At 33.1% G+C, this 14,394-nt stretch carries 16 protein-coding genes and 1 pseudogene; 5 read left to right on the top strand and 12 right to left on the bottom strand.

Translation table 11 applies throughout. The annotated features are described in order from the left end of the window. Positions 1-155 precede the first annotated feature (155 nt). A complete protein-coding gene (locus ACE83Q_RS06350) occupies positions 156-2,177 on the top strand; it encodes a hypothetical protein (protein WP_409021900.1) in 2,022 nt (673 codons plus the stop codon). A 68-nt stretch (positions 2,178-2,245) separates the two neighbouring features. Here the strand turns inward: ACE83Q_RS06350 and ACE83Q_RS06345 are convergent, their stop codons facing one another. Continuing rightward, positions 2,246-3,298 carry a DUF916 and DUF3324 domain-containing protein gene (locus ACE83Q_RS06345; RefSeq protein ID WP_409021899.1) on the bottom strand — a complete coding sequence of 351 codons (1,053 nt, stop codon included), beginning with the start codon at positions 3,296-3,298 and terminating at the stop codon, positions 2,246-2,248. Between the two features lie 67 nt (positions 3,299-3,365). Next, complete coding sequence (locus ACE83Q_RS06340; RefSeq protein ID WP_409021898.1) at positions 3,366-3,941, bottom strand: hypothetical protein; 576 nt, start codon at positions 3,939-3,941, stop codon at positions 3,366-3,368. A gap of 124 nt (positions 3,942-4,065) precedes the next feature. On the opposite strand from ACE83Q_RS06340, the gene ACE83Q_RS06335 reads away from it, so the two are divergent. Together ACE83Q_RS06335 and ACE83Q_RS06330 are read left to right on the top strand one after the other, a co-directional pair. Beyond that, positions 4,066-4,515, top strand: a complete 450-nt coding sequence (locus ACE83Q_RS06335) for a hypothetical protein (RefSeq protein ID WP_409021897.1) — start codon at positions 4,066-4,068, stop codon at positions 4,513-4,515. A 12-nt stretch (positions 4,516-4,527) separates the two neighbouring features. Further along, positions 4,528-4,809 carry a hypothetical protein gene (locus ACE83Q_RS06330; protein WP_409021896.1) on the top strand — a complete coding sequence of 94 codons (282 nt, stop codon included), beginning with the start codon at positions 4,528-4,530 and terminating at the stop codon, positions 4,807-4,809. Between the two features lie 76 nt (positions 4,810-4,885). Here ACE83Q_RS06330 and ACE83Q_RS06325 read toward each other — a convergent pair whose 3' ends face one another. After that, the gene (locus tag ACE83Q_RS06325; RefSeq protein ID WP_409021895.1) at positions 4,886-5,515 is read right to left on the bottom strand and encodes an SDR family oxidoreductase; all 630 of its coding nucleotides are present in this window, start codon (positions 5,513-5,515) and stop codon (positions 4,886-4,888) included. Between the two features lie 137 nt (positions 5,516-5,652). Then, positions 5,653-6,681 carry a galactose-1-epimerase gene (locus tag ACE83Q_RS06320; RefSeq protein ID WP_409021894.1) on the bottom strand — a complete coding sequence of 343 codons (1,029 nt, stop codon included), beginning with the start codon at positions 6,679-6,681 and terminating at the stop codon, positions 5,653-5,655. Positions 6,682-6,984: 303 nt separating this feature from the next. Between ACE83Q_RS06320 and ACE83Q_RS06315 the strand changes: the two genes are divergently transcribed. Next, entirely contained in the window at positions 6,985-7,461 is a 477-nt protein-coding gene (locus ACE83Q_RS06315) for a nucleoside 2-deoxyribosyltransferase (RefSeq protein WP_409021893.1), read from the top strand. 313 nt (positions 7,462-7,774) lie between these two features. Here ACE83Q_RS06315 and ACE83Q_RS06310 read toward each other — a convergent pair whose 3' ends face one another. The 6 genes and pseudogenes from ACE83Q_RS06310 to ACE83Q_RS06285 form a co-directional block, all read right to left on the bottom strand. Beyond that, complete coding sequence (locus tag ACE83Q_RS06310) at positions 7,775-7,978, bottom strand: hypothetical protein (RefSeq protein ID WP_409021892.1); 204 nt, start codon at positions 7,976-7,978, stop codon at positions 7,775-7,777. A 24-nt stretch (positions 7,979-8,002) separates the two neighbouring features. Then, positions 8,003-8,191: pseudogene (locus ACE83Q_RS06305) on the bottom strand (alpha-hydroxy-acid oxidizing protein); the annotation flags it as partial. A 74-nt stretch (positions 8,192-8,265) separates the two neighbouring features. After that, positions 8,266-8,883: a flavin reductase family protein gene (locus ACE83Q_RS06300; protein WP_409021891.1), complete on the bottom strand. Its 618-nt coding sequence runs from the start codon at positions 8,881-8,883 to the stop codon at positions 8,266-8,268. A 6-nt stretch (positions 8,884-8,889) separates the two neighbouring features. Further along, complete coding sequence (locus ACE83Q_RS06295; protein WP_409021890.1) at positions 8,890-9,522, bottom strand: alpha/beta hydrolase; 633 nt, start codon at positions 9,520-9,522, stop codon at positions 8,890-8,892. Positions 9,523-9,524: 2 nt separating this feature from the next. Continuing rightward, positions 9,525-10,487, bottom strand: coding sequence for a ring-cleaving dioxygenase (locus ACE83Q_RS06290; RefSeq protein ID WP_409021889.1), 963 nt, complete (start codon positions 10,485-10,487; stop codon positions 9,525-9,527). A gap of 105 nt (positions 10,488-10,592) precedes the next feature. Next, on the bottom strand, positions 10,593-11,432 hold the full coding sequence (locus ACE83Q_RS06285; RefSeq protein WP_409021888.1) for a LysR substrate-binding domain-containing protein: 840 nt from the start codon (positions 11,430-11,432) through the stop codon (positions 10,593-10,595). Between the two features lie 84 nt (positions 11,433-11,516). Between ACE83Q_RS06285 and ACE83Q_RS06280 the strand changes: the two genes are divergently transcribed. After that, positions 11,517-12,527 carry a YeiH family protein gene (locus ACE83Q_RS06280; protein ID WP_409021887.1) on the top strand — a complete coding sequence of 337 codons (1,011 nt, stop codon included), beginning with the start codon at positions 11,517-11,519 and terminating at the stop codon, positions 12,525-12,527. 66 nt (positions 12,528-12,593) lie between these two features. Here ACE83Q_RS06280 and ACE83Q_RS06275 read toward each other — a convergent pair whose 3' ends face one another. Further along, a complete protein-coding gene (locus tag ACE83Q_RS06275; protein WP_409021885.1) occupies positions 12,594-13,322 on the bottom strand; it encodes a Crp/Fnr family transcriptional regulator in 729 nt (242 codons plus the stop codon). Positions 13,323-13,449: 127 nt separating this feature from the next. Beyond that, positions 13,450-14,394: a carbamate kinase gene (gene arcC, locus ACE83Q_RS06270; RefSeq protein WP_409021884.1), complete on the bottom strand. Its 945-nt coding sequence runs from the start codon at positions 14,392-14,394 to the stop codon at positions 13,450-13,452.

Genomic DNA, 14,394 nt, shown 5'->3' with positions numbered 1-14,394 from the left:
TATCATACTATCTACAGAACTCTCCCCCTGATGATGAAATCGCAAAAGCCATTGCTGGTTGGTCCATACCTTCAAGTAATGCCGGTTACGCTGATGCTATCAAGCAATTTAATGCAAAAAAAGATACTATTGATAAACTTTCTGATTTTCCTGTTATGTCAAGCAATGATATTTCATCATTTGCTGATGCTACTCAAAATATTACTGATGTCAGTGATTATTACGCTAGTTTCACTTCGACAAATTTCACAAACTCTAAGGCAACAGGTTCTACCACTAAATCTAATAATGCTATCAAACGTGTTGATTTAAATACAGATAAATCAATTGATGCTGAAAAATATGCACCTGGTAAAACGGTTATTCAATTAACCGTTGATATGAATACTGCTTCAACAGATCAAGGTGTTGTCTTTGCTGATATTGATGGCTCTATTCCTTCGTTTGAAGATGCTATTGGTATCAAAATTAATTTAGTCAATTTTGATATTAATACAATGAAAATGCCTTTTTTCATGTTAAATTATAAGCATTTTTCTAATAATGATGCTGGTATCAGTTTTAATTTTAATCAAGGTAGCTGGATGACCTTCAATGCTTATCCCCCTAAATCTGACGGATCTTCGATAAATTACAAGTTGGCTGGTAATAGTGATGGAACGCTATTTTCCGGACAAAATAGCAATGGTTCAGATATCACCGCTAAAAATCTTCTATCCGATGAACCCGTTGCAATTGATACAACTGATAAGAACTCTAAAAAAGTGAAATCTGTCTACAATACGTCTTCACATATTAGTAATAATTTTAATACTGAAAATGGTAAGATTTTTGTCGGAAGTTGGAAGAGTCCTTTATATGGTTCAGTATTAGCACCTAGTGCTGATGTCGACGTTGATTCAAGTAGCGATGGTCTCTTATATGGAAGTATTGTTACTGGACAAAATATTATTGGTAATTTAAATGTTCCTAGTGACCTTGCCTATCAAAGTATTTTTGATGCGTCTGATGATTTTGGAGATGATGCTATACAAGACTTTTTAAAAGATCCTGATTCAAGTAACTCATCTCATCCTACTATTAAATCTATTTCGTTACCGGGTTATACTTCTACAGATACTGGATCTGGTACGACTCATTATATTCCACAGATAGACCCTTACGATTTTCACTATTCATTAAATAATATCACTGATGAATTACCTGAAAATACCGTTCAAACAACTAAAAAGTCACTTGATACTACAGTCAATATAGATACAAAATCTACAACTAATAAAACTGAAAAATATTACTTATGGTACAGTTTCAATAATGGTCCTTGGGAAAAATATTCAGAAAATGGAACAACTGAACTTACAAATTCTAAACTAGAAATCACTGCTAAAGATGCGGACGACCTTGCAAAAAAATACAGTACGGACCATAGTAAATATAAATATGACGAATCTGCTTATACTGATGGGACCACATATTCAAAATTAATTGATGATAATGAATTGATTGGTTATCATCTTTTCCATAAGAATAGAATTTCATATTTAGTCACATCAACTCACGATTCGGGTACCTATTCTAGTTATAATAATCACACAATTAATGATATCTTAAGCGGTAAAACGAATGATACAATTTCTGCTGCAAATCTCGCAAAATTAGATCCGGATTACACGCCTATTTCATACAATTTGCACGTTGCAGGAGATCTTTTGGTATCCTATCCAAAAGTATTTGATTTTGGTAATTTTACAGCAGGAACTTCTGAAAAGACACCTACAATAACTGCAACTGGATTATTAACTGTCGATAATCCTTTTGGACTTAACTGGAATTTAGTTGTTAGTACAAGTGATAAAAATAAACTAAGTAATCCTTTCTTTATACCCGATCAACTTGGTTGGTTTGAGAAACTGCAAACGAGTATGCTTGGTAATTCCACAATCACTTATGGGAATGCCTCAGATATTAAAACAATTACATCTAAAGATACTCTTTTAAGTTTAAACTCAACTATTTTTGATACTGACACAACATCAGTTATTAGCAAAAACTACTATTCAGCGCAATTATCATTAAGTTTAAAAACTAAAAAAATTACTCATCCTGGTAAATTTCAAGATAACGCAACTTGGTCATTATCTTCACCAAGTATCGCTGTAGATTCATCAAAAGAATAAGAAATATAATCAACAAAAAGACGCCTAATAAAACATTAGACGTCTTTTTGATTACCATTCATTTTTGATTACTTATTTTCTAGTGATTCTTCCTTATCTTTTTTCCTTCTTTTTAAAATAATAAAAAGTAAGAATAAAACTAATAAGATTAATAAAGCAATAATACCAATAATTAACCACAATAACCAAGATATATGAGGCTCTGCTGCCTTATTATCTGATTTAATCTGTTTAATGTTGGCTTTAGTAATTGTAAATGAATTCGTTGCTTCCCAAGATTTATCATTTCCGGTAACGGTATAATGGACATCATATTTACCAGCGCTTAACTTGGCTTTAGTTAAGTCTAATGCATAGCTAAATTTAGCGTTGGGTGCAAAATCAACGTCCTTAATTGTTTTGTCATATAAAACAGTACTACTACTATTTTCTGTAATAGTTGCTTTAATTGTTGTTGGTCCAATCACAATGGGTACATCATTTTGCATATTTGTTTGTAACGAAACTTTATTAAGTGCGTTTAATACCACTTTAGAATCGCCAATTGTTATTTTTGGATTAGGATTATCGGCCGTTTCAGATTCTCTAATAACTGCTTGAACAACATACGCAAATCGATTAGTAATTGAAATACCTTTTCCTTTATTCTTTTCCTTAATAACTTTTTCTTGTACGTTAAAGCCACCTAAAACAATACCAGAAAATGAAGTAGCGGGTGTTTTCACCGTAAACGTAACTGTTTCTGTTTTTTTAGGTCCAACCACAACATCTTGTTTTTTTGAAACAAGTTCTGAAAATTGATACTTAGCAGTTGCTGGCTTTTTTACATTTGTCTTATCGTAGACAATTAGCCCATTCGTATTTGTATATGAACTATTAGGGCTCACAACAATCGTTTTAGTATCGTTTTCTAAGTTCTTAATTTTCAGCGCTAATGTCTGTGTTGAATTAGGGTTCATTTTAATATCAAATTGTGCAGCCTCTCGATATTGGTTAGCAGGTGTTACTTTAGCTACCGTAAATCCGGCACTATTAGACTTTGCGTAGACATTGGTCGACACAGTAACAAGTGTAACTATCGCGATAGCAAAAAAGCTTAAAACTATTTTTCTTAATTTCATTATTTCGATTCTCCTTAAAAAAAAAGACTGCCTTAGGCGGTCTTTTTTCTGTTACGTTTTAATTAGCTTAGTTAAAAGCTGCTGCGCTAGCATTTCCTTGAGTTGCAGTCCATGTTAAATCAGCTGAAGTTGTTGCAATTTTAGTATTTTTACCAAGTTTTAATGTTGCACCATTGTCAGCATATGACAATGTTGTAGCACCAGCGCCTGTTGTAGCTGTTGCGACAGGAGCTGCAGCACCAGCTGGTGTTAAAGTAGCAGCAGATGCTGTGGCATCTGAGTCTGTTTTAACTGTAGCAGCTGCAAGATCTAATGAGCTAACCTTAACTTCAGCATCAGCCATCACGCCTAATTGTGCAGTAACATTCCAACCACTATCTGTACCTACGTAATCAGCTACATCTAAAGTTTGAGAAGCATCTTTTGCACCAGTTGATGTAATATCTGTACCAGTCGTAACTAATGCTTCATTTAATTTTGTTGTGAAACTGAAAGATGGTGCACCTGTTTGAGTAAAAGCACCTGCTTCAATGTTTAAACTAGCTGTACCTTTACCGTCTGTTGAATCTGCTGAGACACTTGAGCCAACAACTGCTGTTGAGCCAAGTACTAATGCTGCAATTAAAAATAAATTCTTTTTCATAATATAAATTCCTCCCATTTATTTATTGATTAAGTCAATGCTCTAAAAGGGGACGTTGACCTTTACCTAATAGTACCATATAATTTACATAAGATTCAATAGTAATATTATCGGGGGGATTAGTATGATTCGGTCTATATATACCAGCAGCTATAGCGTTTACATGTTATTTACAAGTATTTTTTTAGGTTTATTTTTATTTTTCACATTTACTGAAAGTGTACAAGCAAATTCTAAATCAAGCGGGGCTTACGTACCACCGGATCAATATCCATTAGGGTCAGCGACTGGTGTTACTGGATTTGCTAGTGGATCAATCACATTTAATGTTGATGATGTTCAATCATTACAAGGTCAATATTTCGCTAAAGATTTTAAGTCAAATGGCTATGGTACAGCCACTATTCAAGATTATTCAGCTAAAAACCTTAGTGATTCTGACACTGACACCTATAATAAAATGAACCATTCAATGGTTTCTGATACCGTTTCGGGTGGCCTTCTACGCATGTATTCAAAAACAAAAAATCATCATTTTTTATTGAGCATCTCCCTACAGATAAAGATATTTTAAATACATAGAGTCATGGGATACTTTAATGGTGGTACGCTTACTTTTGAAGAAAGACCAGCAACTTCTAATGAAATTGATTTCAGCTCTTCTAATAAGACAATTTTCGATTTACCATCATCAAGTCTTAGTGATGGTACAACAAGTTCTGTAATTAACAAATCTTATTATTACGCAAAACTAACTTTAGATTTTAAAACTTCAATTTTTGATACTAAAGGGAAATATAATTACGATTCACTCTGGACTATTTCACCAACCAAAGATAGCGGTATCGTAAATGAGTCAACTAAATAACTTTAAATAAAAGAGGATCACTCCGTTAAGTAACTAACTGAGTAATCCTCTTTTTTATGTCGAAATTTCTAACTATTTATAGAACATCTTTGATATCTGTATCCCCATCATGCATCGTAATTACTTTTCCGATTGTATCATCGTGTGCGATAACTGAAACTAAGACGTCTGCCACGTTTTCAAGTGAGTTAGAGCCCGCTTGACCATCATTTAATGTTACTTTACCAGTACCTGGCTCATCTACTAAGGCACCTGGCTGAAGAATTGTATATTCTAATTGCGTATTCTTCATTAGCCAATTATCAGCATAAAACTTAGCAGTCATATAATCTCTTAATGATGAAACTTCAATTTTTTCTCTATCTAAAGAGTAAATGGAACTCAACATTACAAAACGCTTAACATGAGCTATTTCAGCTGCTTCCATCGTTTTAACTGCCCCGTCTAGATCAATCTTCATTAAGTCTTTACCACCAGAACCAGCAACAAACAATATGGCATCAACAGCCTGCATATTTTTGACCAATTTATCTATACCTTCTAATAAATCAACGTAGACATAAGTAATATTACCTTGATCTAAATTATCTGTATGTCTTGAACCCGCCAAGACTTGGTAACCTTTATCAGCTAATTTACTCGTTACTTTTTGGCCAATTCGACCATTCGATCCAACAACTAATACTCTCTTTATTTCTGTCATCATATATCCACTCCTTCATTTTATCCTGACTAAAGTCTACATCTTTCTCGAATAAAATGGTATGACTTACACTCGTAAGTTAACGACAAAAAGACAGTCACTATTTTTACCATGACTGTCTCAGTTGATTACTATTTAATTTAATTTAAATTAAATTCTGTAACTGTTTTGTACGTATCACCTACACGTAAAACAATATCGCCAAATTCAGGGAATTGTTCAGATCCAGGTGCTGACTGTGTTTCAAATGTAATTGCTGCATGATTAGCTAATTTTTTACCGTGCATAATTGGTGTAACTTCACCAAAGTTAGCTGTGAAAATAACTAAACTTGTTGCATCAGTTGAAACTGAGACAGAAACCTCTTTATCTGGACTAACTAATTTTGCTGATTCTTTACCAACGGCAGGATTATTCAAGAAAAAGGGATGATCGATACCGTTAACTTGATTTTTTTGAGCAAAATCACTTGTGAAAACGTCATGTAATGTCTTAGCTTGACGGAAATCATAAGGCGTTCCATCAACAGACATCTTTTTACCTGTTGGAATTGAATCTGGTTCTAATGGTGCAAACTTATCACTATCTACTTGTAATAAATTGTCATCTATTGTTTCTGTTACGTCACCCATAACATTAAAGTAAACATGATTTGTTGGGTTATATAATGTATCTTTATCCGTTTTAGCAGTTGTTTCAAGATGCCAAATATTATCATTATTAAATAAATATTTTACATCAATTGCCATATTTCCGGGGAAACCATGTTCACCTTCTGGACTATCTAAATGAAAAATAACAGCTATTTCATTTTCATCTTCGATTATTTTATATGTCCATTTTTTAGTATCAAATCCTGGTGTCCCACCATGTAGCGTATTTGTTCCTTCGTTAATTTGAACTTGGTAGTTTTGGTCATCAATGTTGAATTTACCATCTTTAATTCGTCCAGCAACACGACCAATTGAAGCACCAATAAAACTATCTTTTTCTAAGTATTCATTTGCTGAATCAAATCCAAGAACAATTTCACGTTTTCCAGTACTTGTGGGTACCTTGAGGCTAACAATTCTAGCCCCTAAATCTGTGAGTGACAATTCAAACCCATTATCATTTATAATCGTTATTAAATCATAGTCATTTCCAAAATCCTTTGTTTTAACTTGCATACTTATCTCCTCCGCTTACTGTTTTTATCTATTCTTATTAATACTAGTCCATTTTAATTAGATATTCAAGAAAGCGTTTACTTTTTTGAAAAATAATTACCTTTATTTCTGTTAAACATTTAAAGTACAAAGCTATCACAGACGAATAACTATAATCAAAATCGAATTTATAGTTCGCTTTTAATCTATATATATTTTAAATGTTATATTAATTTACAATCAAAAGATTAATAGCCGAATTATTCATTGATTTATTTTTTAATTATTAGTATACTTACATTATTAATATTAAAGGAGTTTACAATGACAAAAAAACGCGTTTATCTTGCAGGACCCTTTTTCAGTCCAGAACAAAAAGAACGATTAGATTTGGTAGCCGATCTCCTAAGTAAAAATCCAACAATTAACGCAGATGCAATTCATCTTCCAGGAAACGTTCAATATCCAGATGCAGACTTTGGCACATTTGAATGGCAAACGGCTACCTTTCAAAATGATATTCGCCAAATTGATCAAGCAGATATCGTTGTTGCAGTTCTTGATTATCAATTAGAAGAAAACAATGATGAAGCTGACTCAGGTACTGTTTGGGAATGTGGTTATGCTCATGCCAATCGTAAACCAGTTATTTTGGTTCGCCAAAACAAAGGTATTCCTTTAAATCTAATGCTTGCTGGAAGTTATACAGCAATGTTTGATGGTTTAGAAGATATTCAAAACCTAGCAACCTATGATTTTAAGATTTTACAAAATAAGTATGTTGATTTATCAATTTTTTAATTGATCCAATGTTTCACGTGAAACAAAAATACTCTATGCTATAAATCTTTTAAATCGGATTTAAATACAGTAACAGATATTATTTTTATATTTCTGGTACTGTATTTTTTATTCTCACAAATTGAAACACCCAACAGTTAATAATATGAAAGAACTTACTAAATAATGGCTTATTATGTTTGCTAGTTCAATAACAAACGTATTTCTTATAAATGAAAAAGTATGACCCAATAAAAATATAATTGGGTCATACTTTAGTATCTTAACTACTATTTAACAACAGTTAACAAAGAACCATTTTTATTAATAAAAATTATCCTCGTGCTAATAATAAGTTAAATAAACCGCCCATTGTTTTATCCGATAATTCAATTTCTTTACCAGCTTCTATCACTTTAGTAATTTCATAATAATCTTCAAATTCGGGTACTTCTAATTCCATCATCGCAACAAAAGCAGCAGCTGTTTTGTAAGTTGCTTGTAATTCTTCTCCATGAATGTAATTAATAACTAGCATAATTGTATCCCCCTATTGTTTTCTTTAAATAAGTTCCGTTTTTTTAATATCATCAACTGTTTTTGTTCCAGCTAATTGCATATCAATTGTTAATTACTTAGCTAAATGTTCAAAGACTGATTGAACACCTTTCGCACCACCCAAATGAAGCCTATAAACCATTGGACGGCCAATAGCAACGACATCCGACCCACTCGCAAGTACTTTAAATATACGTCAATAACGGAAATATAATTATTCAATCCATACAAAAATAGTTAATCAAAGAATTACTAATTTGATATTAACTATTTTGGTCGAATTAATTTATATTGCTCTCCTAAGTTAGCGTATTCTGGTCCAGCCAGTCTTGCCACTGGATCTAATTTTTTAGCATTAATATACATTTTTTCTTTATCCAAGACATCATCTTCTATGTGAAAATAAACCACTTCAAGAATAAATAAATCCGTAATAATCTTACCATCATCCATAATAGGAACATGCTGATTCAATATAACTTCAAACCTCGCTTTAACACCATCAATACCTGGTACCAATACCTTATTACTAGGAACCGTTGTTAATTTCAATTCGGAAACTTCACTCTCGTCTAGTCCAAAACTAGCAGCGCTCCGATTAACAAATTCCATTAATTCACGTGTTGGTAATTGGACCACAGCCTGTTTTGAACTAACTAAATTAGCCGCGGTGTGCTTCATTTCACCACTTTTACGTCGATTAATTGAAATCGACATTAATGGCAACGTATCCGATACAACACTAAAAAAACTAAATGGAGCTAAATTAATTAGCCCCGTCTCATTTACAGTGGTAACCCATGCTATGGGTCTCGGAATTAACGTACCAGACATTAATTTGTACTGATTTTTAGCCGATAATTCGTTACTATTAAATGAAATCATCTTATATTATTCCTCAATTTTTAATCTATTGGTCTTATCTAACCATTGTTTAGCATTCCGTAATTCTGATTCTGAAATTTGATGTGATTGTTCAGCCTCAAAACTGGTAAATTCAATATTAAATTCTCGACAGAATTTCTTTAGTTCATCAAAATTTGATTTCGAAACAATTGGATCTAAAAATCCATATGAACCCCAAATTTTAATATCACTTAAATCGGCAGTCGCTTTAATATTTTCCGATAACACCATCGGATGTAGTAAAACAGCTGTTTTAAATAGTGCCTGTCCCGTTAATAATGAATGGTAGGCAACGTTAGCCCCATTAGAATAACCTAGGACAATTAATTTTTCTGGATCAAAAGCGTACTCCACAGCTAACTCATTAATTACAGTCATTAACCAACTTGTCTCTACAGATAAACTATTTAAATCGAAACCACCATCCGGTAAATGTGCAAAATAACGTGTTAACCGATTCTCTATTAACCGTCCACGAATACCAATTTTAGGACTATCTGGAGCCAAAAAATCTGCAATTGATAGTAAATCTGATTCCGTTCCACCAGTTCCATGCAACATTAAGATTGTCGCATTGCCAACCTTACCAGCTTTATAAGATGTAATTGCTTCTGCCATATCTATAACTTCTTGTCTGAATTGAAATTAACTAAGCGAGCTTCAATATCTGCACGTTGGTCTTCTAAAAATGGTGGTAACTCTAGGTGAATACCGGCTTCTTCATATGTTTCATCTTGCAAGAATCCAGGACCATCTGTTGCAATTTCAAATAATACACCTTCACCAGGACGGAAATACTCTGATTTAAAATAGAATCGGTCAACAAAACCTGAATCACTAATACCAACTCTTTGTATTTGTTCAATCCAATAGTTCAATGACTCTTCATCTTCTGTCCTGAAAGCGATATGATGAACTGTTCCATATGCTTGAATCTCATTCGGTAAATCATGGTCTTCTTCTATAATAATTTGTGCGCCATGCCCACCATCGTTCAATTCATATAATGTACGTTGATTTTCTGTGGCAATTTTATCGAATCCCAGTAATTGTCTTAACACAATATCCATACGTTCTGGATAATCTACTGTAATAATTGTTGTTCCTAAACCACTAATTGCGAACATCTTGGGAACCGGACTGTATAAGTAAGGTGTCCCAGCTTCCACACCATGATTACGTTCGTCAGAAATTAATTGATATTGCTCATGATCAAAATCATAAAAATTCATTGTTTTACTGCCAAAATTCATTTCAATTTCATCATGTTTAATATCATAATCGTCAAATCGTTCTGCCCAAAAATCTAGGGCATCATCGCTAGGAACTCTAAATCCAATTCTCGAAATACCATTTTTTCCTTTTGTACCTTGAAATAAACCCGGAAAATCAAAAAAGGTAATATCGGTCCCTGCCGATCCCATATCATCCGTAAAGTATAGATGATATGTTCTAACATCATCTTGATTTACTGTTTTTTTTATTAAATGTAACCCTAATATTTCTGTCATAAAATGAAACATTTTTGGTGAACTTGAAGTAATAGCTGTAATATGATGTAATCCTAATAATTTAGTATTCATGATTGATACCCCCAATATATTTAATAAACTTAAATTATCACACTTACTAAAAGTAAGCAAGTTGTTTAACCTAATTTTTTTATACTTAAGTCTGATTACCTTAATCTATGCTTTAGAAGATTCATTTATTAAACAAGTTACAAATTCTTGAATTGGCTTTGGTAGTTCGCTTCTTCCAACAAGGTAGAATTCACGCTGATACTGTTTTGATAGTACTTTGACTGGTATCTCTGGGTAATCAGTTAGTGCAGTCTGTGAAACAATTGATTGTCCTATACCTTGTCTCAGCAATTGAATAATTAGTGAATTACTTTTAATCGTCATAAAGTGCTCTAATGTTAAATTATTTGCTTTTAAGTAGTTAATTGAATAATGATAGACACCTGATCCATGTTCTCTAAGTAACCACGGCTCATCCTCATTACCAGCCCAAACTAATTGATCAGTCGTCAACGAGTATCGTTTTATATTCTTCTCTGTCAACGGTTTTTCAATAAATCCAAAATCTAACTTATGTTGCTTTAATTGTTCCATAATTTGTGATGAATTCAGAACGCTAACTTCTAATTCTAATCGTTTTAAAGATTCCTTATTTTTACGTAATAAGTCAGGTAGTAAGTATGCTGCAGTGGTGTGTGAAGCAGCTATTTTACAGGCAATTTTCTGATCAGTTTTTTGATGTTTTAAGGCAAATAGATCTTGCTGCCATAAATCTAGTAACTGTTGTGTTTGTTGGTAAAGTAACGTCCCACTCTCAGTCGGTACAATTTGTTGTCGTCCATTTCTTTCAAATAACATAACACCTAATGTTTCTTCTAATTGTTTAATTTGAACTGAAATCGTTGGTTGTGATAAAAATAGTAATTGCGCACTAGTAGTAAAGTTTCTTGTTTCATAAACTGATTTAAAAATTTCTAAATTTTTAAAAATATTAACCACTTCCATTCGTTTTATTAATAGTACTTATTATAAAGATTTATTTTATTAATTAAAAGAAATCAGCTATAGTTAAAGTATTGTTTAGAGAGGATGATCATATTGAAAAAAATAACTAATTTACTACCAGGATTTATCGTTGCCTTACTAATTGGGCTTGCCAGCTATTTTATTGCTAAATTATGGCTACCCATGTTAGGTGGTGCAACTATTGCTTTATTCATTGGAATCATTTTAGGTAATACTTTTCTACATCAACCCACACTAACGGCCGGAACTAAATTTTCTGAGAAACGTTTATTAGAATACTCGGTTCTTTTGTTAGGTGCGACTATCACATTTCAAAGTATTAAAGAAATTGGTTTAAACGGCTTACTTTTTACCTTCCTTCAGATGAGTATCACCATTATTTTTGCAATTTGGCTAGGTAAGAAATTAGCCTTCGGTGAAGGTACTTACCTACTAATGGCCGGTGGAAATGCTGTTTGTGGTTCATCAGCCATTGGTGCAATTGCCCCAGTTATTGACGCTGATAATGAAGAAACTGGTATTTCAATTACATTAGTTAATCTAATGGGAACGATTTTAATGTTAACATTACCTATTATTGGAACCCTCCTCTGGGGTGGTAACAATGTTTTCAGAGGTGTCTTAATCGGTGGAACTGTGCAATCTGTTGGACAAGTAGTTGCAAGTGCGACAATGCTAAATCAGGATGTCATCGTAACTGCTACATTATTCAAAATACTAAGAATTATTTGTTTAGTATTTGTCATTACTATTTTTAGCTATTTGCACAGTAAGAATCAACCTACCCAAAAAGCGTCACAAGTAACCACAAAAAAATCAACTTTAGTTCCTTGGTATGTCATTGGATTTTTAACACTTTGTGTCCTTAATAGTTTACACTTTTTACCTTCTCCAATTGGTGAAACTGCACATTTTCTAAGTACGTGGTGTGAAATAATTGCCTTAGCGGCTATTGGTCTTCGTTTAAATTTAAAATCACTATTTAGTCAAGGCAAGCGTTTATTACTTTATGCTGGTGGTATTATGCTTGTTCAAGTAGTATTAGCAATCGGTTTAATTACAATTTTATTTTAAAAAAATAATCATATGACCTGGCCATAATAAATATGCCAAAGTCATATGATCATTTTTTTATTCAGCTTATAATTTAAAGATGCGTTCTTGCCGGTCAAAACTCTGATCAGCAAACCAACCTTCCAACAATGTTAATTGCTGGCGTTCAAAAATGATTTCCTCATTTTTAGCCAAACACTTAATCACATGTCCGGCTGTTTCACGAGTAGTCCCGCTAACTAACGCTAGCTCTTTGATCGTGACACGATAAGGAATAACGACATGCTTTTCTGTGAAATCAGCACCTAATTGTTCTGCTAAAATATTAATAGCTTGTACAATTCGATCATGAGCACTCGACGTTACCATTCTTTGAACTTGATTCTCTGTAGCACTTAGAATTGTTGACATCTCCCTTATTGCTCGAGTAGCCATCAGAATATTTTGCTTCAATATCCGTTCAACTAAGGCCATTGGGAAATAAACGATTTGTATATCCGTCATGGCTCTCGCTAAATAAGGGTAATTTTTATCACTTAATAAGCCTCGATACGGAAATCCTAAGTCATTTTTGATATATGAATAAAATCCAAAGTCACCATCAATATCAAATCGTTCAACCCGTATTACGCCTTCTATTAAAAAATAAAAACGCGTACGTTGATCATTTTCGTCAAAAAGAACCTGACCTTTTTGGAATGATTTGATACTCATGTTGTTCATTAGTAAATTTGCTTCTTCATCAGTCAGTGTTTCAAAATCTGACAATTTTCTTAAATACTGCATATATTGGGGTACTGCTTTAATTTTTTGCATTGTTTGATCCCCTCCACTAATTACTAACTCCCTAAACTCTCTCCTTTATCATTTTAACATGGATATTCCTTGGCCACAATTTACCTTACAACTTTGTTAGCTAATTTAGCTTAAATATCGCTTTTTATTAGCCTTTTACGATAACTGTACCAGCATCATTATCTAATAATTGACTGATGTTTTCTAAAGATGTCACAATTGCGCGACCCTTTTTACTTGCTTCAACGAATTCAATTGCAGCTTCAATCTTAGGTAACATACTACCCTTAGCAAATTGGTCTTCTTTGATATATTCTTTTAATTCAGAAACAGTTACCTGTTCTAATTTTTCTTGATTAGGTTTATTGAAGTTAACATAAACATTATCAACACTCGTCAAAATAATAAGTAAATCAGCATCTACTAATTCGGCTAATTTTTCTGAAGCGAAATCTTTATCAATAACAGCTTCTACGCCATGTAATTTACCATTTTCTTCAACAACGGGGACACCACCGCCACCAACAGAAATTGAAATCACACCATTCTCTGTTAATTGATCGATTGTTTTGTATTCTTTGATCCCAGTTGGACGTGGTGAAGGAACAACACGTCGCCATCCACGACCAGCATCTTCAACAAATGTCATCTCTTCATGTGCAGCCATTTCTGCTTTAGCAGCTGTTTCTGAATAGAATGGGCCAACTGGTTTAGTTGGGTTACTAAATGCAGCATCATTTTGATCCACAATAACTTGTGTCACAATAGTTGCAACTTCTTTATTGATTCCTTTTTCAACTAATGCATTATCCAATGCATTTTGCATCCAATAACCAATACTTCCTTGTGTCATTGCAACACAAGTATCTAATGGTAGGGCTGGGTTCTTTTCAGATACTGCAGCTGCTTGTTGAAGTAATAAGTTTCCAACTTGTGGACCATTACCATGAGAAATAATTAATTTATCCCCTTTTTCAACAAATTTAACTAGATATTCAGCTGTTTCTCGCAATGCTTTTTGTTGTGCCTCAGCACTAGCATCCTTTGATAAAATAGCATTTCCACCTAAAGCAATAACAATTTTTCTTGACAT

The organism is Dellaglioa kimchii, from assembly GCF_046115505.1.
GTDB classification, from domain to species: domain Bacteria; phylum Bacillota; class Bacilli; order Lactobacillales; family Lactobacillaceae; genus Dellaglioa; species Dellaglioa kimchii.
This window is presented reverse-complemented; position numbering and strand designations above follow the sequence as displayed.

What these genes read in the sequence shown, in the direction of transcription:
- ACE83Q_RS06350 (WP_409021900.1), top strand. Translation starts at nt 156, where the DNA reads ATGTCAAGCAATGATATTTCATCATTTGCTGATGCTACTCAAAATATT.
- ACE83Q_RS06345 (WP_409021899.1), bottom strand. Translation starts at nt 3,298, where the DNA reads ATGAAATTAAGAAAAATAGTTTTAAGCTTTTTTGCTATCGCGATAGTT.
- ACE83Q_RS06340 (WP_409021898.1), bottom strand. Translation starts at nt 3,941, where the DNA reads ATGAAAAAGAATTTATTTTTAATTGCAGCATTAGTACTTGGCTCAACA.
- ACE83Q_RS06335 (WP_409021897.1), top strand. Translation starts at nt 4,066, where the DNA reads ATGATTCGGTCTATATATACCAGCAGCTATAGCGTTTACATGTTATTT.
- ACE83Q_RS06330 (WP_409021896.1), top strand. Translation starts at nt 4,528, where the DNA reads ATGGGATACTTTAATGGTGGTACGCTTACTTTTGAAGAAAGACCAGCA.
- ACE83Q_RS06325 (WP_409021895.1), bottom strand. Translation starts at nt 5,515, where the DNA reads ATGATGACAGAAATAAAGAGAGTATTAGTTGTTGGATCGAATGGTCGA.
- ACE83Q_RS06320 (WP_409021894.1), bottom strand. Translation starts at nt 6,681, where the DNA reads ATGCAAGTTAAAACAAAGGATTTTGGAAATGACTATGATTTAATAACG.
- ACE83Q_RS06315 (WP_409021893.1), top strand. Translation starts at nt 6,985, where the DNA reads ATGACAAAAAAACGCGTTTATCTTGCAGGACCCTTTTTCAGTCCAGAA.
- ACE83Q_RS06310 (WP_409021892.1), bottom strand. Translation starts at nt 7,978, where the DNA reads ATGCTAGTTATTAATTACATTCATGGAGAAGAATTACAAGCAACTTAC.
- ACE83Q_RS06300 (WP_409021891.1), bottom strand. Translation starts at nt 8,883, where the DNA reads ATGATTTCATTTAATAGTAACGAATTATCGGCTAAAAATCAGTACAAA.
- ACE83Q_RS06295 (WP_409021890.1), bottom strand. Translation starts at nt 9,522, where the DNA reads ATGGCAGAAGCAATTACATCTTATAAAGCTGGTAAGGTTGGCAATGCG.
- ACE83Q_RS06290 (WP_409021889.1), bottom strand. Translation starts at nt 10,487, where the DNA reads ATGAATACTAAATTATTAGGATTACATCATATTACAGCTATTACTTCA.
- ACE83Q_RS06285 (WP_409021888.1), bottom strand. Translation starts at nt 11,432, where the DNA reads ATGGAAGTGGTTAATATTTTTAAAAATTTAGAAATTTTTAAATCAGTT.
- ACE83Q_RS06280 (WP_409021887.1), top strand. Translation starts at nt 11,517, where the DNA reads ATGATCATATTGAAAAAAATAACTAATTTACTACCAGGATTTATCGTT.
- ACE83Q_RS06275 (WP_409021885.1), bottom strand. Translation starts at nt 13,322, where the DNA reads ATGCAAAAAATTAAAGCAGTACCCCAATATATGCAGTATTTAAGAAAA.
- arcC (WP_409021884.1), bottom strand. Translation starts at nt 14,394, where the DNA reads ATGTCAAGAAAAATTGTTATTGCTTTAGGTGGAAATGCTATTTTATCA.